Source organism: Microcoleus sp. PH2017_35_SFW_U_B (assembly GCF_020737865.1).
Lineage (GTDB): Bacteria > Cyanobacteriota > Cyanobacteriia > Cyanobacteriales > Microcoleaceae > Microcoleus.
The window spans coordinates 77,110-103,768 of the sequence record NZ_JAEQDE010000063.1 but is presented as its reverse complement, the minus strand read 5'-3'; the positions used below and the strand labels follow the sequence as shown (position 1 = coordinate 103,768).

Annotated in this window: 22 protein-coding genes; 12 read left to right on the top strand and 10 right to left on the bottom strand. The window is 46.1% G+C overall.

The window, feature by feature from the left end; translation table 11 throughout:
• Nucleotides 1–37: 37 nt before the first annotated feature.
• Entirely contained in the window at nt 38–643 is a 606-nt protein-coding gene (locus JGK36_RS18250; protein ID WP_293181050.1) for a hypothetical protein, read from the top strand.
• 89 nt (nt 644–732) lie between these two features.
• Nucleotides 733–2,109, top strand: a complete 1,377-nt coding sequence (locus JGK36_RS18245; protein ID WP_293196836.1) for a cytochrome P450 — start codon at nt 733–735, stop codon at nt 2,107–2,109.
• Between the two features lie 806 nt (nt 2,110–2,915).
• Here the strand turns inward: JGK36_RS18245 and JGK36_RS18240 are convergent.
• Nucleotides 2,916–3,203, bottom strand: a complete 288-nt coding sequence (locus JGK36_RS18240) for a hypothetical protein (RefSeq protein ID WP_193973219.1) — start codon at nt 3,201–3,203, stop codon at nt 2,916–2,918.
• 497 nt (nt 3,204–3,700) lie between these two features.
• Between JGK36_RS18240 and JGK36_RS18235 the strand changes: the two genes are divergently transcribed.
• The 3 genes from JGK36_RS18235 (at nt 3,701) to JGK36_RS18225 (ending at nt 6,042) form a co-directional block, all read left to right on the top strand.
• Nucleotides 3,701–3,961, top strand: a complete 261-nt coding sequence (locus JGK36_RS18235) for a MoaD/ThiS family protein (RefSeq protein WP_293181042.1) — start codon at nt 3,701–3,703, stop codon at nt 3,959–3,961.
• A 411-nt stretch (nt 3,962–4,372) separates the two neighbouring features.
• On the top strand, nt 4,373–5,671 hold the full coding sequence (thrC, locus tag JGK36_RS18230; RefSeq protein WP_293181039.1) for a threonine synthase: 1,299 nt from the start codon (nt 4,373–4,375) through the stop codon (nt 5,669–5,671).
• A gap of 95 nt (nt 5,672–5,766) precedes the next feature.
• The gene (locus tag JGK36_RS18225; RefSeq protein WP_293181036.1) at nt 5,767–6,042 is read left to right on the top strand and encodes a MoaD/ThiS family protein; all 276 of its coding nucleotides are present in this window, start codon (nt 5,767–5,769) and stop codon (nt 6,040–6,042) included.
• 384 nt (nt 6,043–6,426) lie between these two features.
• Here the strand turns inward: JGK36_RS18225 and JGK36_RS18220 are convergent, their stop codons facing one another.
• The 8 genes from JGK36_RS18220 to JGK36_RS18195 all read right to left on the bottom strand — a co-directional run bounded on the left by JGK36_RS18220 (nt 6,427) and on the right by JGK36_RS18195 (nt 16,448).
• Nucleotides 6,427–8,679, bottom strand: a complete 2,253-nt coding sequence (locus JGK36_RS18220) for an ATP-binding protein (RefSeq protein ID WP_293181033.1) — start codon at nt 8,677–8,679, stop codon at nt 6,427–6,429.
• A 3-nt stretch (nt 8,680–8,682) separates the two neighbouring features.
• Nucleotides 8,683–10,092, bottom strand: coding sequence for an extracellular solute-binding protein (locus JGK36_RS18215; RefSeq protein ID WP_293181030.1), 1,410 nt, complete (start codon nt 10,090–10,092; stop codon nt 8,683–8,685).
• A gap of 582 nt (nt 10,093–10,674) precedes the next feature.
• Nucleotides 10,675–11,385, bottom strand: coding sequence for a transposase (locus tag JGK36_RS33920; RefSeq protein WP_363319694.1), 711 nt, complete (start codon nt 11,383–11,385; stop codon nt 10,675–10,677).
• Between the two features lie 81 nt (nt 11,386–11,466).
• On the bottom strand, nt 11,467–11,733 hold the full coding sequence (locus tag JGK36_RS33915) for a hypothetical protein (RefSeq protein WP_363319161.1): 267 nt from the start codon (nt 11,731–11,733) through the stop codon (nt 11,467–11,469).
• A complete protein-coding gene (locus JGK36_RS33910; protein ID WP_363319154.1) occupies nt 11,672–11,806 on the bottom strand; it encodes a helix-turn-helix domain-containing protein in 135 nt (44 codons plus the stop codon). Before JGK36_RS33910 ends, JGK36_RS33915 begins: the two co-directional genes overlap by 62 nt.
• Before the next feature lie 252 nt (nt 11,807–12,058).
• On the bottom strand, nt 12,059–13,951 hold the full coding sequence (locus JGK36_RS18205; RefSeq protein ID WP_293196835.1) for a ribonuclease J: 1,893 nt from the start codon (nt 13,949–13,951) through the stop codon (nt 12,059–12,061).
• 317 nt (nt 13,952–14,268) lie between these two features.
• On the bottom strand, nt 14,269–15,162 hold the full coding sequence (gene dapA / locus JGK36_RS18200) for a 4-hydroxy-tetrahydrodipicolinate synthase (RefSeq protein WP_293196834.1): 894 nt from the start codon (nt 15,160–15,162) through the stop codon (nt 14,269–14,271).
• 239 nt (nt 15,163–15,401) lie between these two features.
• On the bottom strand, nt 15,402–16,448 hold the full coding sequence (locus JGK36_RS18195; RefSeq protein ID WP_293181021.1) for an aspartate-semialdehyde dehydrogenase: 1,047 nt from the start codon (nt 16,446–16,448) through the stop codon (nt 15,402–15,404).
• Between the two features lie 1,115 nt (nt 16,449–17,563).
• On the opposite strand from JGK36_RS18195, the gene tig reads away from it, so the two are divergent.
• From tig to JGK36_RS18170, 5 genes are all read left to right on the top strand, one after another.
• Nucleotides 17,564–18,985 (top strand): trigger factor, encoded by a 1,422-nt coding sequence (gene tig, locus JGK36_RS18190; protein WP_293196833.1) that lies wholly within the window; start codon nt 17,564–17,566, stop codon nt 18,983–18,985.
• 527 nt (nt 18,986–19,512) lie between these two features.
• Nucleotides 19,513–20,202 carry an ATP-dependent Clp endopeptidase proteolytic subunit ClpP gene (gene clpP / locus JGK36_RS18185; protein WP_293181015.1) on the top strand — a complete coding sequence of 230 codons (690 nt, stop codon included), beginning with the start codon at nt 19,513–19,515 and terminating at the stop codon, nt 20,200–20,202.
• A 9-nt stretch (nt 20,203–20,211) separates the two neighbouring features.
• Nucleotides 20,212–21,555, top strand: coding sequence for an ATP-dependent protease ATP-binding subunit ClpX (clpX, locus tag JGK36_RS18180; RefSeq protein WP_293155744.1), 1,344 nt, complete (start codon nt 20,212–20,214; stop codon nt 21,553–21,555).
• A 78-nt stretch (nt 21,556–21,633) separates the two neighbouring features.
• Entirely contained in the window at nt 21,634–21,939 is a 306-nt protein-coding gene (locus JGK36_RS18175; protein WP_293201032.1) for a hypothetical protein, read from the top strand.
• 19 nt (nt 21,940–21,958) lie between these two features.
• Nucleotides 21,959–22,738 (top strand): GNAT family N-acetyltransferase, encoded by a 780-nt coding sequence (locus JGK36_RS18170; protein WP_293191047.1) that lies wholly within the window; start codon nt 21,959–21,961, stop codon nt 22,736–22,738.
• Between the two features lie 324 nt (nt 22,739–23,062).
• Here JGK36_RS18170 and JGK36_RS18165 read toward each other — a convergent pair whose 3' ends face one another.
• Complete coding sequence (locus tag JGK36_RS18165; protein ID WP_293181009.1) at nt 23,063–25,120, bottom strand: DNA polymerase III subunit gamma/tau; 2,058 nt, start codon at nt 25,118–25,120, stop codon at nt 23,063–23,065.
• Here JGK36_RS18165 and JGK36_RS18160 point away from each other — a divergent pair.
• Both JGK36_RS18160 and JGK36_RS18155 read left to right on the top strand, forming a co-directional pair.
• Nucleotides 25,100–25,243: a hypothetical protein gene (locus JGK36_RS18160; protein WP_293181006.1), complete on the top strand. Its 144-nt coding sequence runs from the start codon at nt 25,100–25,102 to the stop codon at nt 25,241–25,243. The genes JGK36_RS18165 and JGK36_RS18160 overlap by 21 nt on opposite strands.
• A 405-nt stretch (nt 25,244–25,648) precedes the next feature.
• Entirely contained in the window at nt 25,649–26,560 is a 912-nt protein-coding gene (locus tag JGK36_RS18155) for a hypothetical protein (RefSeq protein WP_293181003.1), read from the top strand.
• The last annotated feature ends 99 nt before the right edge of the window (nt 26,561–26,659 follow it).

The window sequence follows — 26,659 nt, the reverse complement described above, 5'->3', positions numbered from 1 at the left end:
CGACCTACACTGACGTTTAGTTGAGTATTAAAAAGTTATGAACCTTATCTGCAAACAGTTCGGGTATTTAGCGACTGGATTAATTTTGATCGGGGGTAGCAGTTGTTCTAGCTACGATGCAGCAGCTAAATCAGCCGAAAACCAGAGCCAACCCTCAGCAAGAACCCGTCAGTTCCCGCACCTACAGCTAACCGGCAATCAACTTGATAGTCGATCGGCCCCACCGGAGCCCTCTAACTCTGTTAGCTCGGTTTTACCGAGTACCAAAGTACCAGAAAGCACAGCTACAGTTACGGTTTATGAGGTAGACAATCTTTGTCAAAGTCTGAAGCCAGCAACAGTTACAGGCCCAGATAACCAGTTAATGTCATCGGCCGTTAATGAAGTATTAAAGCAGGAGATTTTCGCTAGTCTGGGTTTAGTTGGTTATCGGCTTAAAATCGATCGCGACCTCGGCATCGCTACCGTAGATTTACGGGCCTCAGGGAATTCGCGCCAGAAATTGCAAAATCTGTCAAGCTGTCAGATGTTAGGTTTGTTCGGAGGCGTGCGCCAAACCCTAACCAGTTATGCTCCTTGGCAAATTAAAACAGTCCGTTTTACAGAGCTCGGACAGGACATTGTGAGTACCGTTCGAGAATAATCTCTTAAAATTATGGGAGAGCGTACAACCCGCTTTCTGCGGGATTCCTATGGATGTTACCCGCGTCCTCTAACAGCGCCATAATTTTTATGACCCTACCTGACGGTCCCAAAACCCCCCGCTTCTTGCAGCTAATTCAATGGATTGGCGATCCGCTGACATACATGGACGGCAACGCCAAAAAGTACGGGGAGATTTTCACGACTCGATGGGGCAACCTTGAACCCTTCGTGATGATCCACAGCCCGCAAGCGATCCAGGAAATGCTCAACAGCAAGGCGCTTGATGCTCCAGGCGATATCAACGGTATTCTCAAACCAGTCCTGGGGGAACAATCGATGATTGTAATCTCCGGAGAAAAGCACAAACGGCAACGTCAATTATTGATGCCACCCTTTCACGGGGAACGGATGCGAAACTACGGCCAGCAAATTTGCGATATTACCCAAGATGTTGCTAGCAAGTGGAAGGTCGATCGACCTTTTGTCGCCCGCACAGCCATGCAGGAAATCACCATGCGGGTAATTTTGCAAGTAGTCTTCGGACTGAATGAAGGGCCGCGGTTGCAGCAACTTTCCCCGCTGCTGGCTTCAATTATCGATATGACCGGCTCTCCGGTGCGATCGAGTATCCTATTTCTGCCCTGGTTGCAGCAAGATTGGGGCCCTTGGAGTCCTTGGGGACGCATGAAACAGCAGCGCCAAAAAATTCACGAACTGATGGACGGCGAAATAGAAGAGCGCAAACAGCAACCAAATGCCGATCGTACCGACATTCTCAGCTTAATGATGGCCGCCCGCGACGAAAACGGCGAACCAATGACGAATGAAGAATTGCGCGACGAATTAATGACGCTGTTGTTTGCTGGCCACGAAACCACAGCAACAGCGCTAGCTTGGGCCTTTTACTGGATTCACAGTTTGCCCTCGGTACGCCAGAAACTGCTGCAAGAATTGGACAGTTTGGGCGAAAACCCCGACCCAATGGAGATTTCCCGCTTGCCTTACCTGAGTGCAGTTTGTCAAGAGACACTGCGAATTTACCCAGTGGGAATGCTGACATTTCCGCGAGTAGTGCGGGAACCCGTGGAACTAATGGGCCATCAACTCGAACCGGGTACGGTGGTTTTCGGCTCAATTTATTTAACCCACCGCCGGGAAGATTTGTATCCAGAACCGCTGCAATTCAAGCCTGAACGGTTTTTGGAGAGGCAATTCTCGCCTTACGAATATTTGCCCTTTGGGGGCGGTAGTCGCCGTTGTATCGGCTTAGCGCTGGCGCAGTTGGAAATGAAACTGGCGATCGCAACCATTTTGCGCGATTTCGACTTAACCTTAGCCGAGAAAAAGCCCGTACAAGCCAAACGCCGAGGGGTGACTTTAGGGCCGGCGGGCGGTGTGCGGATGGCCTTCCTGGGGCGACGGATGCGGCAGCAGATGCCTGAACCTGTTGCTACTGGGGTTTGAACTCGCAGCACCCAAGCGGGGGCGCAGCCATCGCACTTTTGCTCTTTGAATGCAAACAATTTAGGCCGATCGGGCGATCGACCCGCCTTTTTTATGTAGCGAGTGCTACACAAAAATAGCTAGAATCCTTAACCTGTAACCATCACCGCCCTCAAATTTCAAAATTCCAGTCTAAAATAGTAGAAGCCTTGCAAACATACCCAAAAAGTAAAAGTGGGTGATTGCAATAGTCCTCTTGATATCTAGAAGACTTGCCTGCCATACTTTAAAAACATATGCATACCCTGTTATTCAGCAAAGGTCGGAAGCGTGTTGGCAATGCCAGCAATCTTTCGGCCTCTTTATTTTTTGGGTACTGAAAACCTTCGGCTAGAGACGCACAAGGCAACTCAAAAATATAAATTCTCGCTATCTTCTCATCTGGCATCTCCTCAATTAGAGTGGTTTTGCCTCCAATTGAAAAAGGATCCGGCAGCAAGTTTAAGGAATTACTGTGGGTGATTGCAATAGTCCTCTTGATATTTATAAGGCTTGCCTGCCATACTTTAAAAACATATGCATACCCTGTTATTCAGCAAAGGTCGGAAGCGTGTTGGCAATGCCAGCAATCTTCCGGCCTCTTTATTTTTTGGGGTACCGAAGACCTTTGGCTAGAGATACCGAAGGCAAGGCAAAAGTATAAATTCTCCTCCTCTCCTCAATTAGAGTGATTTTGCCTCCAATTGAAAAAGCATCCGGCAGCAAGTTTAAGGAATTACTAAGGAATGATTAATAACTTGTTAAACAATCTCCTTGTGCACCCGATCTCAATCTTCTGTTTTGAGAAATTCCGATACCGAGACAGACTTGGGGAGGCTCTCGATATCTTGAATTTCGCTTTCATGGGCAAAAAACTCGACTTCTTTGTCATCAATCTGGATCTGATAGCTAGCGGTAGCAGTCACAATCCGCCGCTTTTTTTTATCTTCTATTAAAACCCAACACACCACAGGCCTTACCCACCTCTCAACGTGCTGGCTTTGCTTCGTACTCCCAAAGGCATACCAGCCTTTAGCTTCAATAATTTGAAGCACTTTAAAATCGTTACTTGCCATAAATATCAGGTTCGCGTTAACTTGACTATTATTCTGAGATCGAAGGGCACGCTTCCTAAGCGGAGCAAAGCTTTGGAAATTATAAGCTGGACTGGACAACCAGATTTTTCGTCGGGAATCAGCCAGTTAGCAGAGCATAGTCTGCTTTGTTACTCGCTAAAGTTAGTTCGATATTTTGCTACTCTCCCACAATTACGGGGAAGTATCGATACCGCCTCCTCAAAAAGTAGTCTTGCCCTCGGCTCAACACCAGCTAACTCAATCTTCGCTAGCTGCATTTAAGTGGATGCCAACTGCTTCTAACGCCTGGTTGGTAAGAGCGATGGGCATACAAGGCTGTTCGGATTTTATGCTGCAATCAACGGTCATTTTTACCAGCTCTGCTAAAAATTAACTAAAGATTGCCGCTTTCAATTCTAAGCCTGGGTGCGCGTAATTCTCAATTAATTGTATGGTGTAGTTGATTATTGCCAAACTGTCGATCGCACAAAACAGCCGTGTCTAACTCTTCGATTACCATCACCGTTAAACTATTCGCCGCCTTCAGTGAAGCCTACGGCGTTTCGGAACTTACACTAGAACTTCCTCCCGAAACCCCGGTATCTGAAGTGCTCGAAAGCTCGATCGGCCAATACCCTCAATTAGAACAGTGGCGCGATCGTACCCGCTTCGGCGTCAACCTAGAATTCGTCTCCCCCGACACCATCCTCCAAGACGGCGACGAAGTTGTACTCATCCCCCCCGTCAGCGGTGGATAATACAATTTTGGATTTCCTCAAGGTACGTAGTTGCGCTTCAGCGCTCTTTCTTTATATCTATGAAAGAGCGCTTGCATCGCAACAACGTACCTTTGCTTTAAATATGAGAGTTGCGTCTAGGACTTACCCAGCACAAAAAACTTTATAAAGTTTTGAAATTAGTTTTGCAGCAAAATTGTTCTTGAGTTCGGTTAATTGAGATAATTTTCCTCTGGGCCAGCATTCCCCAGCAGAGCTTAAAACCCTTTCTGAGAAAGAGATTGAGGACTATCAGTCAACCTCCAATTTCGGGCAAGAAACTGCCAAAAATTAATCCCGACTAAAAAAATCGGGTATAGTTGACGGGGTAGATCGAGCGTGCTAATCTTTCCTAAGACTTAAGAAAACATCGCAAAACTAGAGAGTTGAGCTATGACCCAGGCGACCAGAACCCAATCCACAGCAGCAACCTTCACAGCCCTCAAATGTAAAGAATGCGGCGAAGAGTACGAACTCCAAGCCAAGCACGTCTGCGATTGCTGTTTTGGCCCGCTAGAAGTCAAGTACGACTACGACGCCATCCGCCGCCGCGTCACTCGCCAAACCATCCAAGCAGGCCCCAACTCAATCTGGCGCTACCGCGAATTTTTACCAGTCGCTACAGAAAACGTCATCGATGTCGGCACGGGGATGACTCCTTTAGTAAAATCCCACCGCTTAGCGCGCCGCCTCGGTCTCAAAAATCTTTACATTAAAAATGATGCCGTCAATATGCCCACTCTGAGCTTTAAGGACAGAGTGGTGTCAGTCGCCCTCAGCCGAGCGAGAGAATTGGGTTTCACAACAGTATCTTGTGCCAGCACTGGCAACTTAGCTAACTCCACGGCTGCGATCGCCGCCCACGCCGGACTAGATTGCGTAGTCTTCATCCCCTCCGACTTAGAAGCAGGCAAAGTCCTAGGCACCTTAATTTACAATCCGACTGTGATGGCAGTTCACGGCAACTACGACCAAGTTAACCGCCTCTGCTGCGAAGTAGCCAATACACACGGCTGGGGATTTGTCAACATCAACTTGCGCCCCTACTATTCCGAAGGCTCGAAAACCCTCGGCTACGAAGTTATCGAACAACTAGGTTGGAAATTGCCCGATCACGTAGTTGCTCCCCTCGCTTCCGGTTCTTTGTTCACCAAAATCTATAAAGGCTTCAACGAATTCACCGAAGTCGGCTTGGTTGAAGGCAAGAAAGTCCGGTTCAGCGGCGCTCAAGCTGACGGCTGTTCCCCGATCGCCCAAGCATACCGCGAAGGTCGCGACTTCGTAACACCAGTCAAACCGAATACAATTGCTAAATCGATCGCGATCGGCAATCCAGCAGACGGAATGTACGCCCTCGACATCGCCCGCAAAACAGGCGGAAACATCGAATCCGTCAGCGACACCGAAATCATCGAAGGCATGAAACTGCTAGCAGAAACCGAAGGCATCTTCACCGAAACCGCAGGCGGCACGACGATCGCAGTCTTGAAAAAACTCGTAGAAGCAGGTAAAATCGACCCCGAAGAAACCACCGTCGCCTACATCACCGGCAACGGCTTGAAAACCCAAGAAGCCGTCCAAGGTTACATCGGCGAACCCATCACCCTCGAACCAAAACTGGAAGCCTTCGAGCGCGCCCTCGAACGCGCCCGGACACTCGAACGTTTGGAATGGCAGCAAGCTTCTGTTTAATAGTTATTGGTTGTTGGTTATTGGTTATTGGAATCAACAACTAACAATTAACAACTGACAACTCACAACTGACAACTCACAATTAACAACTAACCATGACCGTTAAAGTTTTAATTCCCACACCACTGCAAAAATTCACTAACAATCAAGCCACAATAGAATGCGGTGGTGCAAACATTTCCGAACTGATTGAAGCGTTAGAAACAAATTGTCCCGGCATCAAAAAAAGCCTGTGCGACGAACAAGGATCGCCTCGAAGATTTCTCAACTTCTACGTCAACAGCGAAGACATCCGGTTTTTGGAAGGTACGGAAACTGCTCTTAAAGATGGTGATGAAGTGAGTATTGTCCCAGCCGTTGCTGGTGGTTGATTTTTGACCGCAGATTTAAGCAGATAAACACAGATGAACGCAGATAGTTGTTAAATCTATCTGCGTTTATTTGTGGTTAAAATCGATTGATTTTTTTTGAGAAAATTTGACACTAAAAAAGCTGATTTATGAATCAATACGGTTCAGTTAACACTGTTAATTCCCCGGAGATCCCCCTCGCATCCCCCTGATAGTCGGAGGACGAAAGAGCAACTTCTTGTTTTCTTGTTCAGTATTCTGACCATAGCAATCCTAAATCATTTGTGAATTTCTTACTTTCTCCCCTTAGTAAGGGGAGGGTTGGGAGGGGTAAAACTTTTACGACTCCTGCAATGATTGCTATATCTGCATCATAAAATCAGTCAATAGTCTAATCTCAAATATTTACGCATTAACAGCTTTTCCTAATACTTGTCTTAGCTCATTCACCTGACAATTTTGTGCCAGTTGAATCAAGTGTTGAGCGAAAGCAGCGCATTCCGGATGAGTTTGTTGTACATATGCGGCAACTTCGGCAAGTTCGTCTAAATCCCCCCATTTGACTAAATCGTTCAGTTGCGCTAGAAGGTTGGCTGGGGGTAGCTGCGACTCTCGGATGTCGGATACAGGAGGTGTCGGTTCTGGTGTCGCCACATTTTCATACACCCATTCCAACTTCAGATATTTTTGTAGCAAAGCCAGCAACAATTCTGCGTCAATGGGTTTGGGCAAAAAGTCGTCTGCACCCGCATCCAAACTTTGAAATTGATCGGCTTCAAAGACACTGGCTGAGGAGGCGATCGCAACGACTTGTTTCAATGTTGGCGATTGGCGCAGGTGTTGCAGCAATTCAAAGCCGTGCATTACAGGCATCATTAAGTCTGTAATCACTGCATCGGGTGGCTGTGTAACGGCTTTTTCTAGCGCTTCTTTTCCATTGCTTGCTTCGATAACTTCAAATCCAATTGGTTCAAGAAGATTAACTAATACTGCACGATTTTCCCACTTATCATCCACCGCTAAAATGCGCTGTTTTGTGCCTCGATATCCTGCGATCGTACCTTGTTGAGAGGTGCGAGAAATTGTTGCCCAACTTTGCGATTCTGGAACTTCTATATCGAAAGAGAAAATACTTCCTTTACCCAGTTGGCTTTGTGCCTTAATTTGACTGCCCATTAACTCCACAATTTTCCAACTAATTGCCAGTCCCAAGCCAGTGCCTTCTGCTTGTTTTTTCGTATTTCCCACTTGTTCAAAGGGTAGAAAAATTGTGTCTAATTGCTCTGGAGTCATCCCAACTCCTGTATCGCTAACTTGGAAGCGCCAGCGATAGGTTGATGGATCTGATGCGATCGCCTGTGCTTGAATCGCGAAAGTCACGCCACCTTGTTCTGTAAATTTGATGGCGTTTCCCAGCAAATTAATTAAGACTTGTCGCAGCCGCTTTTCATCAGCATGAATACCGACAGGTAGGTTAGATTCGGGTACGTATATAAAGTCAATTCCTTTTTCTTCGGCACGGACGCGACAAATTTCGGTAACTGCTTCTAAAAAAGAGGGAAAATGGAAATCTGTGGGAATGAGTTCTAGTTTGCGAGCTTCAATTTTAGAGAGGTCTAAAATATCGTTAATTAAAGTTAAAAGGTGATATCCGCATTGATAAATAATCCCCAATCCTTTTTTATGTTTTTTCTCCAAGTGCTTGGAACGTTGAAGGATTTGGGCATAACCAAGAATGCCGTTGAGTGGAGTTCTCAGTTCGTGACTCATATTAGCGAGAAATTCGCTTTTGGCTTGATTGGCATTGTCGGCAGCTTCTTTAGCTTGTTTGAGTTCGATCGCGCGCTGTTGGGATTCTTCAAGTAAAATTTTATTTTCCTTTAAAGCCCCTGCTAATTGTTCAGTGCGATCGCGAACTCGCTGTTCTAAGTTACTTAGCAAATCGGATAATCGCTCAATTGTAGAGTTCACACCCAATTGCAGCTCTCCTATTTCATCGGATTGAATTTTGCGATCGCAGCGCACATCTAGACTGCCGGATTCAACTTGTTTGAGAATCTGTAAAATTTCTTTAATTCTGCTAAATATTGTAGAATTAAACAGCAATAAAATTGCAGCAGATGTTGCAGCAATACAAGCAGATGACCCCAGTAAAAATATAATAATAATGTCTTTCTTGCGGTTTTGAATTCGCTCGATTCCAGCTTTGATATACAAAAAACCAATCAATTTTCCATCTTCTAGACGCAGCGGTGCAATGTGGATTAATCCATCGGAAACTGCGATGACTTGCTTCACCTTAAAGGTTTGCTCGAAGTTTTCCTCAATCTTGAAGCCTGCGATCGCTTTAACCGATTTGCCTACATCCTCTGAATTCATCGAATAATAGACTTTGCCGTTAGTTCCAATTGCTAATGTATCTAATAACTTTTCTCCCACAAGGTTTTCCATCACAGCGCGATCTCTGACTGCTTCATAATTTAGCAACCCTTGAGCAATTAGTTTTGCTGGCAATTGGATTTGTGTTGTGAGTGTTTTATCAATCTCATTAGAAAATCGATTGACATAGTAAGAACCCATTAAAGTGAGTGCAACGATCTCAACACCAATGACTGCTGTCCCAATCTTAAATGCTAAGCTTTGCCAAAACTTTTTCATGATTTATTGAATTTTCGATAAAATTTGTTGGTAGGAATTTTTAGCAGTAATCTCACCCGCTAGAAGATTTCTGATTTGTTGATGAAGCACCTTCGATAAATTGCGATTTTTGGCTCCAAATAGATAACCCGTGTAGTTAGAATAATGCACATTGGCACCATACCGGGCAGTGATATCACTTTGAAACTCTCCGAAACTATCTATCCCAGATTCAGCAACAGCGAGATTTCCCCTAATTCCCGTCGGATTTCTGGTATAGCGAACCCATTTTTCTGCAACTTTTGGTGTACACCAATTCATCAGCAATTTAATAGCGCTATCGCGATTTTTAGAGTTTTTTAAGACTCCCCAAGTTGGGATATAACCTCCTAAATAATGGTTAGTTTTTTGAAAAGAAGGCAGTTCTACAGGGACAATCTTAGACATTTTTTGAGCATCCATTCCGTGCCAGTGGCTGTACATCCAAGTGCCATTGACATAAAAGAGAGCGCGATCGTCCAACATGAGATGTCGGGTATTTGCCCAATTATTTTCTCGATGCGATGGAATCAATGGATTAAACTTACCTAGCGTTTCTAATGCTTGTAATGTTTTGAAGAGGGCAGCATTCTTTTCAGATGAACCGACTTCCGATTTGGCTTCCTTAAAATCTAAAATTTCTGATTTGACTAAATTTTGAAACAGAATCTCTAGTGTCATCCAATCTTTGCTCTCATAAAATGTGGCGATGTTATTTTTAGTTTGGCGATTGTAGAGATTTACAGCTTCAGCATAACCGAGGAGGTCATCAAAAGTCATTCCTTCATATTTGATTTTAATGCCTATTTGAGCGGCAACATTTTTATTATAAAACAGCGCATGATAATATCCCTCTATATAAGGGCCGACTAAAAATCCCCCGGTTTGATTGCGATAGCTCGGATCTTGAATAATAAAAGGTTTTTGTGTTTCTGTAAATCCTGCAACTTCTTCAAAGTTGACGAGATGTTGTTCTCCCCATTTAGGATTGCCTAACTCTTCTGAAACTAGGGTGTAAATATCTTCATCCAACCAAACAATATCCCAATCTAACTTTCCCGATCGAATTGCAGATGCGATCGCTTTGGCTGTCCCCGGTTTATGCGCCAAATTCAGTTGTTGCCAAAATTTAAGTTTGAGAGCGATATTCTGATGTAAAAATGAGAACTCTTGTGCCACTTCTCGTACCAAAACCTCGCGTTTATCTTCCCTTAACCAGTGCCCCATCCAGTTAAGCTGATTTTGAGCAGCAAAGGAATTTGAATCATTTTCACCAGTCAACTCAATACCGCGCTCTCTAGGAGGGGAATCAGAATGAAATGGGAATGGATTGCAGCTTGTGAAGCCGAGTCCAAGTGCAAAAAAAGGTAGTGTATTAAATGTTCTACGTTTCATAAAGTTTATTGGTGTCACACCTTATTTATAGTCTACCCTAGGGCGTCGGTACAGTAGAATATTTTGACAAAAAGAACGAAATATGTGTTATGTAGGGGCGATCGCATGAGGGCGACAGTAGATCGCGACGCGATCGCCAACCATTTTTTTTTCCTCATGCGATCGCCCTGCCAAGGTCTACATCAACATACATACTATGCCACTTGTGTCAATTTCTTTTACTGAACCGATGCCCTAGTTGCTCGGTAAAATTAACTTTCGATGCTTTATAAAACATTCACACTGAAACGGTATAACTGAGGAAAGCGGTTGCTATAAATGCTTAAGTTTCAGCATTTAATTAAGTAAAATTAAATAATGGGAGTGGTGGTAAAAATAAAACTTTTACCACCACTCCCATTGTTTAATAAATACCATGAAAAATCGATCCAATTTAATAGCTAATCCTTCTTTTTAGGGTCGATAGGATTTAGATCGTTCCCGGTGGCATCCGAATAATATATTTGGATGATTGAAATACTCACCGACCTGAAGGAACGGTGATTCTTGACGCTTCATCGGGGAAAAGCTACCGAAGTAGTCTTACAGTCCCGAGCGCGTCCGTTTAAAGTCGTGGCGATTCCCCATCCCGACTTGTTCTATATTCTTAGCAGCATTCTCATCTCTATCTTGCTCGGTGCCACAACTTAAACAAAGAACCGAACGAATAGATAAATCAATCTTGCCCCATTTAAACCCACAGTCTGCACACACTTGACTGGTAGGTTCCCATCTACTAATTACTTTGAACTCCCTACCAAACTTCTCCGACTGACGCTCGCAAAGTGTTCGGAATTCTCTCCATCCTTGCCGACTAATTGCCCTGGAAAGCTTCCGGTTTTTGACCATGCCCGACACGTTCAAATCCTCCAAAACAATCACTTGGTTTTCGTTAACTATTTTGGTTGACAATTTGTGCAGGAAATCTTTACGGGTATCGGCAATTTGATTGTGCAACTTGGCAATTCTGATGCGAGTTACATTTCTTCTCCTAGAATCTTTTGGTTGGCGGGCTAATTTGCGTTGCAGTTTGCGAACTTTCTGGTCTAACTTTTTATAGCTAGGACTTTCGGCTTTCTCGCCATTACTCATCACCGCAAAGGTTTTAATCCCTAAATCAATCCCGATACTTGGATTCTTAGCCTCAGACTGAATTGGCTGAACTTCTACGACAAAACTCAGGAAATAGCGGTTTGTACAATCCTTGATTACCGTGACAGAGCTAGGCTCAGATGGTAACTTTTGCGACCAAATCGGCTTGACAATCCCAATCTTGGCTAAATAGACACCACCGTCCTCCGACCTGGAGAAACCGCGAAGAGTAAATCTAGCAGATTAATTGTTAGTCCTCTTTTTGAACTTGGGATACCCAACTTTACGTCCTTTTCTCTTGCCTTTGCAGGAATCGAAAAAGTTCTTAAAAGCTGTCTCCAAATCGGCTACGGATTGCTGCAAAGGAACTACCGATACTTCCCTTAGCCAAGCTCTTTCTTCGGATTGCTTGGCTTGAGTAATTACTATTTTCTGGAGTTCTGCTGATTTAAATCTTCTTTCTGATTGCTTGCAAAGTGCAAGAGCATCGTTCCAGGCTAGCTCGAACACAGCCAAACAATTGAGCCAAGCTCTGTCGTTGTTGGTCGGTTGGATAGATTCTGTACTGATACCTTGCTTTCATTATTTTTTGCTGTTTGATTTACTCGACCATACCATATATTATTGATCTAATCGATAAAATTAAAGAGAATTAAAGCCGTCCTATAAGGACGGGGCTTCAGACCCATTCTTTTGGTGAGAGTGCGAGCGGATCGAAAAGCGACATAGATCGATCGCTAAGACGATCGCACTCTTATAATTCCAATGCTACCGGATTTGATATTATCTGCCGTTGAAAAACAAATCCCTGGCGCAAAGCCAGGGATTACTAATACTAGGAGACAACGGAAGCTACTTTTGCAGCAGTCCGAGGACGACGACGACCTGTTACTGCGTTAGCCGGGACTGGTACTGGGGATGGCAATGATGGTGATGATGATGATGGTGATGATGATGATGCTAGCTTAGGTGCTTCAATCGAAAGCTGAGCTCTTTGCACAAATTCCGATCGCACTGCTTCTTCAGGAATTTGCATCAGGAATACCAGCATCGGATTGCTTTGCAGTTGCCGGCGCAGCACTCGCCCAATTGCTTTTTCGATTTGGGTTTGAACTCCTACCCAGTCAACATTAACTGGCGATTCAGCAGTAGCAGGTAGGACAAATTCCGACCAGCGATCGCTCAAAACTGTTTCAATGGTTTGATTGATTAGTCCGATCGTTTCCGCGCGATCGGCGGATGTCACTACACCTTTTAAGTGGACTTCTGGCTTAGCGACTAACTTGCCTTCCCAGTTCAAAGCTGCCGCTACCGTTACAGCGCCATCTCCGGCTAACTGCTGACGTTCCTTGAGGACGTTTGCTTTGACTACGCCCGATCGCGAAGAGTCTACCAATTCAATTCCTGAAGGCACTTTAGTACCGAGTCGCATCGAATTTTCGGTCAACTCAACCACATCGCCGTTGTCAATAATCACCATATTGCTCGCGGGAATGCCCATGCTTTGAGCAGTCTTGGAGTGCTGAACCAGCATCCGGTGTTCTCCGTGGACGGGTAAGAAGAACTTGGGACGAGTCATGTTAATCATTAACTTTTGGTCTTCTTGACAGCCGTGGCCGGAAACGTGAATTCCTTTGTCGCGGCCGTAAACCACGTTTGCTCCCAGCATCATCAGTTTATCGATCGTATTTACCACTGCGATCGTATTTCCAGGAATCGGATTAGCCGAGAAAATGACTGTATCGCCCTTTCTGATTTTCACTTCATGATGTTCGCCGTTAGCAATGCGAGTCATCGCCGCCATCGGTTCGCCTTGGGAACCTGTAGTTAAAATCAAAACCTTGTCATCTGGCAAATTGCGGATTTCTTTCAACGGTTTGAAAATACTATCTTCGCATTTGATGTAGCCGAGATTGCGGCAGTGAGCGATGACGTTCAGCATCGAGCGGCCAACCACTCCGACATACCGATTGTTTTTCTTAGCCAATTCCAAAACAATTTGCAATCGGTGTACCGAAGAAGCAAAAGTCGTCAGCATCACTCGTCCCGTTGCTTGAGCGATAATTCTGTCTAAATTCGGAGCTACAGAACGTTCTGAAGCGGTAAAACCAGGAACTTCCGAGTTAGTAGAATCGCTGATCAAGCACAGCACGCCTCTTTCGCCGTACTCCGCCAGCTTTTGCAAATCAAAATGCTCGCCGTCTACAGGAGTGTGGTCAATTTTAAAGTCTCCAGTGTGAATAATAATTCCGACGGGAGTGTGAATTGCCACAGTGAAACTGTCGGCCATCGAGTGAGTGTTGCGAATGTATTCAACTAAGAAATGCTTACCAATTCTGACCGTATCCCGGGGGCGAACAGTCCGCAATTCAGTGCGGTGAGACACTCCGGCTTCTTCCAATTTTCCGGCGAGCAAAGCCATCGCCAAGCGCGGGCCGTAGATGACTGGAATTTCAAATTGTTTGAGGTGATAGGGGATGCCACCGATGTGATCTTCGTGACCGTGAGTCACGATCATACCTTTAATTTTGTGGTTGTTTTCCCGCAGGTAAGTCATGTCTGGGAGGACAATATTTACACCGTGCATTCCATCTGTGGGGAAAGCTAAACCTGCATCTAAAAGAATTATTTCGTCGCCGTACTCGAACACACAAGTGTTTTTACCGATTTCGTGCAGCCCGCCGAGGGGAATAACTTTTAGAGCTGATGCAGTTGTATTTTTGATCATGCGTATCCTTTGTTAGTTATTTTTGTTATGAGTCTGTTGTCTGTTGTCTTTTGTCTGTCGTCTTTTTTCGGCTGTTGGTTAGTAGGGCGATTTTTTTCCACATATTTATGATGGAAAACTCCCCTGCGGGTTTTGCGAACCCGTACAGTCAGTTGTCTTCAGTCTTGAGTCTTTAATTCCCAGTCTTTAATCCTTGACAGTCAGTTACTTACTAACAGTTAATGACTAATGACTGATGACGTTCGCGAGTTCCGAGGCTCGCACTACTGACCGATCGCAACTAATATTCAGTTGTCTGAAAACTCGTTCTCGCCTATCTAGCTAGCAGATACTGCGGCTAGCTGACTCAGTACGTCCTTTAACTTTTGAGTTACCTCAAGGGGCGGAGCGCACAGGGGCGGACGGGTGGAACCCACATCCCAGCCTTGAAGTTTAAGAGCTGCCTTAACGGGAATGGGATTTGTGGTGAGAAAAAGAGCTTTAAACAGGTCAAAAAGTTGCAAGTGAATCTGGGTAGCGACTTGAACTTGACCGGCCTCGAAAGCTTTAATCATCTGTTGCAGTTGCTCTCCTACCAGATGGCTGGCTACGCTAACTACACCAGATCCTCCTACCGCCAACATTGGCAAAGTTAGGGAATCATCTCCAGAATAGATCGCAAATTCCGGTGATGTCAAGCACCGAATTTGACTTGCTTGATCTAGGTTGCCACTTGCTTCTTTGACTGCCACAATGTTGGGGATTTCTGCCAATCGAGCTACTGTCTCGGGCAACATATTCTGGCCAGTGCGACCGGGGATGTTATATAACATTATAGGCAATTCTGGAGCAGATTGCGCGATCGCCCGAAAATGATTGTACAAACCTTCTTGCGGCGGCTTGTTGTAATAAGGAACTACCTGCAAACAGCCGTCTAACCCGAGTTTAGCTGCTTTTTGCGTAGCTTCGATGGCTTCTGAGGTCGAATTCGACCCGGCTCCTGCGATTACCAAAGCTTTACCGGCTACTGCCTTTTGTACCACCTGAAATAATTGGTACTCTTCATCCCAGCTCATAGTGGGAGATTCGCCCGTAGTTCCGCACATTACCAAGCTATCCGTACCGCGATCGGCTAAATGAATTGCCAATTGTTCTGCTACCGCATAGTTAACACTGCCGTCTTCCTTAAACGGCGTAATCATTGCAGTCAGAACCCGTCCAAACTTTACCACACTTTCTCCGATTTTAGACTGTTGATTTTTGATTTTAAATTTTTGATTTCAGATGCAAGATTTATCTAAAATCTTCATTTCAATTGCCCTATTGTCAGATTCAGTCGATTTTAGATGTTAAATTTTAGATGTTAAATTGACTCCACAGATGAATCTGGGTTCTTCAACTAGGCTCTAAAATTTTGAGATCTCCACTCCTGACGTAGGGGACTTGCATCTATTTTTTGGGCCCACTCGCCCTAAGTAGAAATAGCCGCTGCTTGTTGGATTTGCAGCAAACCTTTGTCTGCTAGCAACTCAGCTATTTGCACCGCATTTAAAGCAGCCCCTTTGCGAATTTGATCGCCGCTCAGCCACATCTCCAACCCGCAGGGGTGAGAAATATCTTGGCGAATCCTGCCGACTAGCACTTCATCCTTACCGCTGGCCTCGACGGGCATCGGGAAATAATTAGCTTGCCAGTCTTCTACCAGCTTAACGCCGATCGCCTCCTTTAAGATTTCCTTAGCGTCGATCGGGCTAAAAGGCTCTGCAAACTCCAGATTAATCGCCTCCGAATGGGCGCGGAGTACGGGAACCCGGACGCAAGTCGCACTAATTCTAATCTCGTCAGTACCAAAAATCTTCCGAGTTTCGTTGACCATTTTCATCTCTTCCTCACAATACCCTAAATCGTTAATTGGTGTATTGTGCGGAAACAAGTTAAAAGCCAAGGGGTAGGGAAAAATATCGGTTTTGGGAATTTCCCCTGCCAAAATTGCTCTGGCTTGATCTTTCATTTCCTCCATTGCCCTGGCGCCCGCGCCGCTGGCAGACTGGTAAGTCGCTACAACTATGCGCTTGACTGGTTTAACTTTGTGCAGCGGCCAAACGGCAACTGCCATCAAAATCGTGGTGCAGTTGGGATTAGCAATGATACCTCGGTGAGTTGCCGCAGCTTGGGGATTGACTTCGGGAACAACTAGAGGTACCGTCGCATCCATACGGAAAGCGCTGGAATTGTCGATTACCACGGCCCCGGCTGCCACTGCTTTCGGAGCCCACAGTTTAGAGATAGAACCGCCGGCGGAGGCGAGCACTAGATCTACATTATCGAACGATCGCTCCGATACAGCTTCGACCGGCAACATCTCGCCGCCAAAGGGCAAAGTTGTGCCTGCTGAACGTTCCGAAGCCAGCAGCTTCAAGTCTGAAATGGGAAAACTCCGGCTGTGCAGGAGTTCTAGTAACTCGGCACCGACTGCGCCGGTGGCTCCTAAAATGGCAACTCGATAGGATTGAGACAAATTAGTTTCCTCCACAAATTAGAGTCTAAACGATCGAAATCTAAAATTTAAATAACTGCAATACTGAATAAGCTTTTGTGCATCTGGAGAGGGGGAGAGGGGGAGAGGGGGAGAGGGGGGGAGAGAGAGGATTTTTGATCGGTTTAGGAAATATACAATTTCAATGCACAGTAGCCGATCGAACTAAATTAATTTTATGCGACATCAGGGCGCGAGCAGATGGCAAGGGTGCAAGTAACCGAGGTGGTCGATCGTACTCAATCTTAGTTTAGCATCTTTTGCCATCTGCTCGCGCCCAATCCACATCAAGTTGGTTTTGGGATACCTGCATTTGAGCAAACGCATCCATTCAATCCGATCGCCCGCTCATGCCGGTCGGATTGACATCCGAGGGCGATATATGCTATGGTGCATCGGCTATTAGCTCGACAGACGGAAATCCCCACAGTATAGTAATACTCCACTTACTGTGGGATGAAAGGCGAGCGAGATGACGATTCCACCCGCCTGCCAACAAGCGCAGGTCTTGGGAGTGGGCGGGTGAATCAGGAGACGAGCAAATAGAACCAAAACTTTCCCCAGTAAGGGTTTGAGTGCTACGATTGTAGTTATTGGGCAGCCGAAAATGCTACCAATATACTGAACCTTGACAACTGAAGATAGGGGGTTTCGTAGGGAAGTGACACATTTAATTGTGGCGGCCTCCTGCGAGTAAAATTTTCAAGGCACGAAGGTGCTTGGAATTTCATTTTTGAAACCAAGAGTGGGGCGGGACGTGTTCCTCACTATAAAATGCCGTAGAGGGAAACAATTGGAGTACCTTGAAGGAAGATCTGGATATCCTTAACAGGACTCAGATGCCTACACCATAACGCTTGCAATTGGTGTAGGAGCGTCACTGGACTTAACCTCCACATTCCTAGCAGCAAAACCTAGTATCCTCAAACCAAAACTATTTGGCAAGAGCGAAAAAAGTAGCCGGAAACGACTTACAGTCTCATCCGGTAGAGGTGTTGGTAGTTATGTCGCTACAAGTCAAAGCGTACAAACTTAAAATGCAAGCAAAGTCAGATTTGTATGTATTTTATCAAAATTGTTAAATATCACAAAAGCCGATGAAAGTAACCCAGGAAAAACTTCCAGCCAGTCAAATTGGTTTGGAAATCGAAGTGCCATCAGAAAAATCAAAACAAGCTTACGAGCAGGTAATTAAACAATTCGCTCGCGAGGTCAATATTCCTGGGTTCCGCAAAGGCAAAGTTCCCCGCCAAGTTTTGCTACAGCGCCTGGGCCAGACTCGCTTGAAAGCTACAGCTTTGGAAAATTTGATTAATGATTCACTGCAAAAAGCTCTCGAACAAGAAAAAATTCCGGCAATTGGCAGTTTTGAACTCCGCACTGAGTTTGAAGAATTGCTAGGAAAGTTCGATCCAGAACAGCCTCTGACTTTTTCGGCTAAGGTTGATGTAGAACCCGAAGTAAAAATGGGTCAGTACACCGGCTTGCAGCTTCAAGCAGAAGAAGTTAAGTATGATGAGGCTCAGGTAGATGAGGTACTGGCAAAATATCGATCGGACAAAGCGACTTTAATCCCCGTAGAAGGCCGGCCAGCTCAATTGGGAGACATGGCTTTGGTTGATTTCGCAGGTAGATTTACCGAAGCAGCCGAAGGTGAAACTCCCGCAGAAATTCCCGGCGGCGATGCCGAAGACTTTCAAGTAGAATTGTCGGAAAATCAGTTTGTACCGGGCTTTATTCAAGGCATGATCGGGATGAACCCCGGAGAAACTAGAGAAGTTTCCGTCCAGTTCCCTGATGAATATAGCAGTGAAGAATTGGCGGGAAAACCAGCAGTATTTACGATTACTCTGAAAGAACTGAAGGAAAAGGAATTGCCGGAGTTGGACGACGACTTTGCCCAAGAAGTTAGCGAGTTTGAAACTTTAGCACAACTGCGCGAATCCCTCGAAACTCGGTTTAAAACAGAGCAAGAAAACAAGTTATCAGTTAATAAGGAAAAAGCCATATCAGCAGCACTGGTTCAGCTCATAGATGTGGAAATTCCCGCAACAATGGTCGATCGCGAAATCGATTATTTGCTCAACCAACAAGCCATGCAGTTGAAAAATTATGGCATAGATATCAACCAACTGTTTACCGAAGAAAATATCGGGCCGATGCGGGAACGCTCTCGTCCGGAAGCAGTAGAAAGGCTCAAACAAACTCTAGCTCTGGCAGAAGTAGCCAAGCTGGAATCCTTATCTGTTGAACCAGCAGAAGTAGTAGCAGAAGTAGCAAAAGTCAGAAAGCAGTTTCCCAAAGGGAATTTTGACCCTGAAAAGTTGCGGGAATTTGTAGCAGAAGACTTGCTAAAACAAAAAACCCTGAAATGGTTGGAAGAAAAAGGGACAATTGAACTCCTACCTGAAGGCTCTTTGACTCCAGCAGCAGAGGAAGAAGCAGAAGAATCAGACGCCGAAGAGTCTGCTGAAGCAGTCACGAGCGCGATCGACGTGGAAGTGGTAGGCCAAGAGTAAAACCTTCTAGTTTTGCTTCTAGAAACTACCAGCGTAGGGTGCACAACGCGTAGATTTGTGCTAAAAAGCACGTCAAACGCAGTTATAGATTGTTGTTGGATGGTGTGGTCCAGATCCGGAGGTACTCAAATTCCCCCTTCTTAAGGGGGATTTAGCCTAGGGGGCAAACGAATATTTATCAACTCTTAAGCTTAAATTGATACGAATGCCTCGCACCTGATGCTTGCTATAACATGGCGCGCGGGGGCTAGAAACCCGGTTTCTTAGGGTCACGCAGTCAAACCAAGTTTTTGCAACAGAAACCGGGTTTCGGTTGGCGCATACTAAAAACAGCCACGATTGGTGAGTAACTCTTTTAACTCATTCACTCTACCAGCGTTACGCCGATCGCAGCCATCAATCTCGATCGCTCAAAACTCTCCATTCCCCCCATCTGGCTTCAGAAGAGGCATAATAGTTAAAAGCTGGCGGCTTAATTTCAAGCTTTCATCAGCAGCAAATTGTCTAGAATCCTTGACTGGTGTCTTATGGTGGTATCTCAATCTTCCAATTACCTAATTACAAGCTATAACGATTTTGATGTCAGCTCCAGCCCCAGCAATGTAGTGCCGATGGTACTAGAACAGTCGGGGATGGGCGAGCGGGCATTTGACATTTACTCGCGCTTGCTGCGGGAGCGCATTGTGTTTTTAGGAACTCCCGTAACTGACGAAGTGGCTGATTCGATCGTAGCTCAGCTATTGTATCTAGATGCCGAAGACCCAGAAAAAGATGTCCAAATGTACATCAATTCCCCCGGCGGCTCGGTAACGGCGGGTATGGCAATTTATGATACCATGCAGCAAATTCGCCCGGATGTGGTGACGATTTGTTACGGTTTGGCTGCAAGTATGGGCGCATTTCTGCTGACAGCGGGAGCCCACGGAAAGCGGATGTCTCTTCCGAGTTCCCGGATTATGATCCACCAGCCGCTCGGAGGCGCTCAAGGTCAAGCAGTAGATATTGAGATTCAAGCCAAAGAAATCCTTTATCATAAGCGTAAGCTGAATCAATTGTTAGCGCACCATACTGGTCAACCGATCGACAAATTAGAGGCAGATACAGAACGCGACTTTTTTATGTCAGCCGATGAAGCCAAAGATTACGGATTGGTCGATCGAGTTATCGCAAAAGAAAACCTTCCGGCTGCGGGAGAAAACGTCACTGCACTGAATTAAGAGGCTGTTATGTCTAAGTACGACTCCCATCTAAAATGTTCGTTTTGCGGCAAGTCTCAAGAGCAAGTGCGAAAGTTAATCGCAGGCCCCGGGGTTTATATCTGCGATGAATGCGTTGATTTGTGCAATGAAATTTTAGATGAGGAGTTGTTTGATTCGAGTGCTGTGCCCGCAGCAGCAGCGGTTCCGAAGCAGGAAACAACGCAAAAACGCCGCGCTACCTCGGGCAAAAGTATCTCGATGAGCCAAATTCCCAAGCCGAGGGAAATTAAAAATTATCTCGACGAAAATGCGATCGGTCAAGAGGAGGCGAAAAAAGTCCTCTCGGTGGCAGTTTACAACCACTACAAGCGCCTCAGTTTTATCCATGCCAAAAATAGCGGCAAGCACCCGCCGGAAGAAGTAGAACTGCAAAAATCGAATATTTTGTTAATCGGGCCGACGGGCTGCGGCAAAACTCTCCTGGCTCAGACTTTGGCGGATATGCTGGACGTGCCGTTTGCGGTGGCTGACGCGACGACGCTGACGGAAGCCGGCTATGTCGGAGAAGATGTGGAAAATATTTTGCTGCGGCTGCTGCAAGTGGCAGATATGGACGTGGAAGAGGCGCAGCGCGGAATTATTTATATTGATGAAATTGACAAAATTGCCCGCAAGAGCGAAAATCCTTCGATTACTCGGGATGTCTCTGGGGAAGGAGTGCAGCAGGCTTTGCTGAAAATGCTGGAGGGGACGATCGCCAATGTACCACCCCAAGGCGGCCGCAAGCACCCGTATCAAGATTGCATCCAAATTGATACCAGCAATATTATGTTTATTTGCGGTGGCGCTTTTGTCGGTTTGGAAAAAGTGATCGAGCAGAGAACGGGTAAAAAGTCAATGGGTTTTATTCAGCCGGGAGAAGCTCAGCCGAAGGAAAAGCGGGCCGCTGATGTGCTCAAGCAACTGGAACCGGACGATTTGGTAAAATATGGGATGATTCCAGAGTTTATCGGGCGGGTGCCGGTGGCGGCGGTGTTAGAGCCGCTGGATGAGGAAACGCTGATGGCGATTTTGACGGAGCCCCGCAATGCTTTGGTGAAGCAGTATCAAAAGCTGCTAAAAATGGATAATGTACAGTTGGAGTTTAAGACGGATGCGATTCGGGCGATCGCGCAAGAGGCATACCGCCGCAAAACAGGAGCGCGGGCACTGCGGGGAATTGTCGAAGAATTAATGTTAGATGTGATGTACGAGTTGCCGTCGCGCAAGGATGTGACACGGTGTACGATTACTAAGGAAATGGTTGAGAAGCGATCGACTGCCGAATTGTTGGTGCTTCCGTCTTCGTTGCCAAAACCAGAATCGGCTTAAAAGCATCGGTTTTCAGGATAGCAATTTGATCGTACAAAATTGTAAAATTCCTTCTCATCAAATTTTCGGACGGGCAAGATGCCCATTCCACAAGAAAAAAAAGTTTTTGTGGGATGGGCATCCTGCCCGTCTTATTTTCGGACGGGCAAGATGCCCATTCCACAAGAAAAAAAAGTTTTTGTGGGATGGGCATCCTGCCCGTCTTATTTTCGGACGGGCAAGATGCCCGTTCCACAAGAAGAAAAAAAGTTTTTGTGGGATGGGCATCCTGCCCGTCTTATTTGTGGGATGGGCATCCTGCCCGTCTTATTTTTGGACGGGCAAGATGCCCGTTCCACAAGAAGAAAAAAAGTTTTTGTGGGATGGGCATCCTGCCCGTCCTAACTATTTTTGCAATAAATCTATGGAATCTCGCATTCAAGCATACCTGCGTTTTGCCGCCAGCCAGCAGCGCGACACCGAGCATATCGGCCCCTTCCTCGCTACATTCAGCCCCCACACCACCAACCCTTATCTGAATTATGCGATTCCCGAAGATGGCGCCACACCCTCCCTCGCCGATGTTAACGCACTAATTGCTGCGTACTCTGACCGCGATCGACAGCCACGTTTGGAATATGTCACGAAACTCGCGCCCGCTGTCGAAGAAGCCCTGATATCCGCTGGTTTCACCGTTGAGGGACGCTTACCGCTGATGATTTGCACTCCGGGATCGGAGAAATTGCTGCCGATTCCGCCGGAAATCGAGCTAATTCTGCCAGTTTCCGATGACGAACTTTTGGGTACTGTGGCGGCGCAAAACGAGGCTTATGGAGAGGCTGCACCCAGCCCTGAAGATGTTGACAGTCTTCGGAAAACTCTGGCGGCGGGTGGGATTGCGGTACTCGCCCGCGTCGCAGCAACGGGCGAACCTGCGGGCGCTGGAATCTGCACGCCACCGCAAAACCAGACGACGGAAATCGCGGGAATTGGTGTGCCGGCTGCTTTTCGGCGGCGGGGTATTGCAGGGGCTTTGACGGCGCGGTTGTTGCGAGAGGCTTTTGACGCGGGTGTTACGGTGGCTTTTTTGATGACGCTACACGAGCAGGAATTTCGAGTTTACACTAGGGCGGGATTTTCGGCGATCGGCTCCGAGGGCTGCGCCAACGACGAAATTCTCCACATTTCCCTCCCGCCCCAGTAAAACACCTGTCAAATAGGTTTGTAGTGAGGACTTTAGTCCGCATCTAAATTAGGGCTTGCTGAATAAAAGTAGAAAGTTTTCCAGATAACGGCTTCAATCTTTTGAAACTCTCACAAGTGCAAGTTATAGGATTATAGATTCTCAAAACCCTTGCACTGTCCTTGTTCGTTGATGGCTAAATTTGGGAAATTTAGCCAGAAACCTACTATTTGTTAATCTGTGTAGCCTCGTTTTTCCAGTACGTACACTTTTTCAGCAAGCCCTAAATTGGCCGACTAAAGTCCTCACTACAAACATCTTGATTGAACTCCCAAAATCAATCGATTACCAATCGATTAAATCATCCTCATCAACATCAGAAGATAACTCAGGAAAATCCGGTTCAGATTCCAATCTAAAAGTTTCCGACTCCCAAATCTCTAAATCATCCGACAAATCGACTACTTGCCCGTCAAACATATCAGCCCATTGCTTGCTCGTATTCGCGACAGCTTGAGCATCAGCCCGTACCGCTACAGCCTGAGCATTTAACTCATTCTGAGAGTCTGTAGAAGTGTTGATCTGCCGCAACGGTTCAGAAACATTTGGCACATTAGCAGCAGTATTTTCGTTCGCCCAAGAGTGTTTTTGCTCTTCTCCTCCGTCCCCCAAAAAATTACCTGCCATCTCAGAATTACCCGGGTGCTCCACCTGTTGATTCTCATCGATCGCAGCAGGAGAATTCCGAGGAGTTTCGGCAACACGTTCGTTATAATTTGGCAAATCTTGGGTGCGGGAACTATTAGTTGCAGCGGGATTTGTTAAAACTACTTTTACTGCTACTCGACTGTTAAACACTTGCAAAAAAGCTTCTTCAATATTAGGTACTTTGTCTTTAACCATATTCAGCAACGGCTGCGAACTAATCTTAACATAAGCCGTATCATTGCTAAACATTACTAGCTGTCCGTGTTGCCGGAGTAGCGATTGAGTCCCGTGGGGCCGCACGCGATCGAGTACCTGTTGCCACACTTTATCTAAATCAATTTCGCTACCTAAATTAGTTGGTGAATAATTGGTTTGACTCGTTTCAGCAGTTGGTATCGCTTCGGGAATCGGGGCAGGAGGTGTGCTTTGTGTGCGATCGACAATAGGTTGCGAAGTCGGTGGCGGATTTTGAGGTTTGGCTGCGGGAGGCTGTTCGATATTAGCTGTGGAACTCCCCCCCAAAGCTTGGGGGGGTTCGGGGGGGTGAATTTGGGATTGAGCAATATTTCTACCTGGTTGGGCTGCTGGTTGTGGCTGAGTTCTAATGGCTGAAGGCAACAATCCCAACAGCGTTACTTCCAGCCACAATCGCGGCTGAGTGGTGTTTTTAATTTGTACTTCGTGGGTTTGCAAGTGTTTCTGACTTGCCAGAATTAACTCGGCGTCCCAATTGCGGGCAAAATCGCAGAGTTTTTCCCAAGTTGCGGCGGTTAAAGCTACTAAATTTGACCGTTGTGGTGCTGCTTTGGCTATTAGCAAATCTCGGTAAAAGCTGGCGAGGCTTTGCAGCACGATTAGTGGTTCCCGTCCGCGATCCATGAGGTGCCGGGTCATGTCTATTAATGCTGTAGCGTTATCGTTTGCGATCGCCTGTAGTAGTTCCATCAAGTCATTTTCTGGGACGGCGCCGACTAAATCCCAAACTTTTTCGATGGTTATTTGACCGGGAAATAAGCTGAGTTGGTCGAGCAAACTTTCTGCATCTCGCAGTCCTCCTTGGGCGAGTTGAGCAACCATTTGTACGGCATCGCTGGCAATATTGATATTTTCTAATTGGGCAATCTTGTGTAAATGAGAGGTCATTGAGTCGAGGGGAATCCGGCGGAAGTCGAATTTTTGGCACCGAGAAATGATGGTTGGTAATACTCTTTGGGGGTCGGTTGTGGCGAGGACGAATACGACGCGATCGGGCGGTTCTTCTAAGGTTTTTAATAGGGCATTAAATGCCTGGGTACTGAGCATATGAACTTCGTCGATTACATATACTTTATAGCGGCACTGTACGGGGGCAAATTGGGCTCGTTCGATCAAGTCCCGAATGTTGTCTACTCCGGTGTTACTGGCGGCGTCGATTTCGATGACATCTAGTGTGGAACCTCGGGCAATTTCTTGACAAACGTTGCATTTGCCGCAGGGTGTCGGGGTAGGGGCGCCGGTAGAAATACAGTTGAGGGATTTGGCAAAAATTCTGGCACTAGAGGTTTTACCGGTGCCTCTGGGGCCGGTGAATAGATATGCTGGTGCTATGCGCTGTTGCAGGATGGCGCTGGTGAGAGTTTGGGCGATCGCCTCTTGACCGACTAATTCGGCAAATGTCTGAGGGCGATACTTGTGATGCAGGGGTTCGTAGGTCACGATCGAATATTTGTGGTATTAGCTGTAATCTTAGCTAAGGACACGTTGTTCGATCGCGCGATAGCTCTATTCTCACAGCCAGCCTCCCGGTGGGCTGGCAGGGCGGGAGCGATCGAACAGTAGTAATTAGCACCCGATAGGAGAGTCCGCTTCTCGATCGGTTGTTCTCCAGAAGTGTTTTTGGCGATCGCTGGAGAGAGTTAGTATTGATTTATGTGTACTTATTTTTCTTTTTCTAGAAACGGAGGCTGCGGAACAATTTTTTTTTGACCTATATTGGTATAATCTATCACAGACAATTCACCATTTCTTTTTGCCGGTGCCAGCGCGGGATTTTCCGATATTTCGGAAACCTGCTTGCAGTTAAAGATAAAGTATTAATTAGAGGGTGCCTGTTCGAGTTGTAGAAATCCAGTTATAGCAAGATGGTGGTGGAATGATGTCAATGTTGGTCGATCGAGTTACACTGCCAGCTCTACTCTGGAATCCTGTATAAATATAGCGTCAAAATTTACCCTTTAAAAGCCCATGTCAACCCAAATCATCCTTGTAGAACCAAGGTTGGCAGTAGCCTCTCCCAAACCTAAACAGGCTAAACCAGGATCTCCGTCCCCCGACCAAATCTTGATGGGAGCGTCGGGATTACTGTTATTATTGCTGCTCGGTTTAGCGGTATTTACCAAGCTAAGACTAGATGATTTGAGTAAGAAGCTCAAATTTGAAGAGTTTAGAAATAGAGAACTCCAGAAAAAATACAAAATGGCTCTGGAAACCATATCAAAGATGGAAAAAAACCCCGACCTCATTCACTCGCGAGACTTTAATTTAGACTACCTGAGAATGCGGATGGCGGAAGAAGTCTTTCACTTTGCCATTGTCAACCAGATTAAAGTAAAAGTCAAAGACAAAATTAGTATTGCCCTGCGCCCGACTCAGAGTGCAGTAGGAGATAAAAACGGGACTGCTGGCAGCGGCAGGCAAGTAGATTCGATGTTTGATATCGAATACGAAACTGGCGATCCAGCCGTAAAAATAGAAAGGCGAGTGCTGTTTCGGATTCAAATTAAGCTGATGAAACTGCCGACTCAGGCAACATCGGCGACAATTAATCAAATTATTGATTGTTTGGAAACTTATCTGAGTCCTTCAGATGACCATGATAGTTGGCAGCCGACTATTCAAGGTCGCATCGTTCACATTGAATGGGATCAAAAAGCGAAGCCGACGCCGATGTTGGTGTTGGAACAGTCGAATGAAGGGGTGAATGTTACCTTTAGGACTACGAGAACGCCTGCCGGCAGACCGGCTAATGAAAATGAGAGCCAGTTGGCAGGAGCCAAGGGTCAAAAAAATGCTAAAAGTAGTTCTAAAAGTGCAGCTAAAGGTGGAACAAAAAGCCCTGCGAAGGTAGGAGCAAAACGTCCCGGATCTCGGAAATAAGTTGAGCAAAATCACAATAATTGTGCTGAAAGAAGGTCAGTTGCAGCGGGTGTTTGTGTGTCTTGTGCGAGGTGACCGTCTTCTATAGCATTTCTCAGG

What these genes read in the sequence shown, in the direction of transcription:
- JGK36_RS18250 (WP_293181050.1), top strand. Translation starts at nt 38, where the DNA reads ATGAACCTTATCTGCAAACAGTTCGGGTATTTAGCGACTGGATTAATT.
- JGK36_RS18245 (WP_293196836.1), top strand. Translation starts at nt 733, where the DNA reads ATGACCCTACCTGACGGTCCCAAAACCCCCCGCTTCTTGCAGCTAATT.
- JGK36_RS18240 (WP_193973219.1), bottom strand. Translation starts at nt 3,203, where the DNA reads ATGGCAAGTAACGATTTTAAAGTGCTTCAAATTATTGAAGCTAAAGGC.
- thrC (WP_293181039.1), top strand. Translation starts at nt 4,373, where the DNA reads ATGACCCAGGCGACCAGAACCCAATCCACAGCAGCAACCTTCACAGCC.
- JGK36_RS18225 (WP_293181036.1), top strand. Translation starts at nt 5,767, where the DNA reads ATGACCGTTAAAGTTTTAATTCCCACACCACTGCAAAAATTCACTAAC.
- JGK36_RS18220 (WP_293181033.1), bottom strand. Translation starts at nt 8,679, where the DNA reads ATGAAAAAGTTTTGGCAAAGCTTAGCATTTAAGATTGGGACAGCAGTC.
- JGK36_RS18215 (WP_293181030.1), bottom strand. Translation starts at nt 10,092, where the DNA reads ATGAAACGTAGAACATTTAATACACTACCTTTTTTTGCACTTGGACTC.
- JGK36_RS33910 (WP_363319154.1), bottom strand. Translation starts at nt 11,806, where the DNA reads ATGAAAGCAAGGTATCAGTACAGAATCTATCCAACCGACCAACAACGA.
- JGK36_RS18205 (WP_293196835.1), bottom strand. Translation starts at nt 13,951, where the DNA reads ATGATCAAAAATACAACTGCATCAGCTCTAAAAGTTATTCCCCTCGGC.
- tig (WP_293196833.1), top strand. Translation starts at nt 17,564, where the DNA reads ATGAAAGTAACCCAGGAAAAACTTCCAGCCAGTCAAATTGGTTTGGAA.
- clpP (WP_293181015.1), top strand. Translation starts at nt 19,513, where the DNA reads ATGGTGGTATCTCAATCTTCCAATTACCTAATTACAAGCTATAACGAT.
- clpX (WP_293155744.1), top strand. Translation starts at nt 20,212, where the DNA reads ATGTCTAAGTACGACTCCCATCTAAAATGTTCGTTTTGCGGCAAGTCT.
- JGK36_RS18175 (WP_293201032.1), top strand. Translation starts at nt 21,634, where the DNA reads ATGCCCATTCCACAAGAAAAAAAAGTTTTTGTGGGATGGGCATCCTGC.
- JGK36_RS18170 (WP_293191047.1), top strand. Translation starts at nt 21,959, where the DNA reads ATGGAATCTCGCATTCAAGCATACCTGCGTTTTGCCGCCAGCCAGCAG.
- JGK36_RS18160 (WP_293181006.1), top strand. Translation starts at nt 25,100, where the DNA reads ATGCAGGGGTTCGTAGGTCACGATCGAATATTTGTGGTATTAGCTGTA.
- JGK36_RS18155 (WP_293181003.1), top strand. Translation starts at nt 25,649, where the DNA reads ATGTCAACCCAAATCATCCTTGTAGAACCAAGGTTGGCAGTAGCCTCT.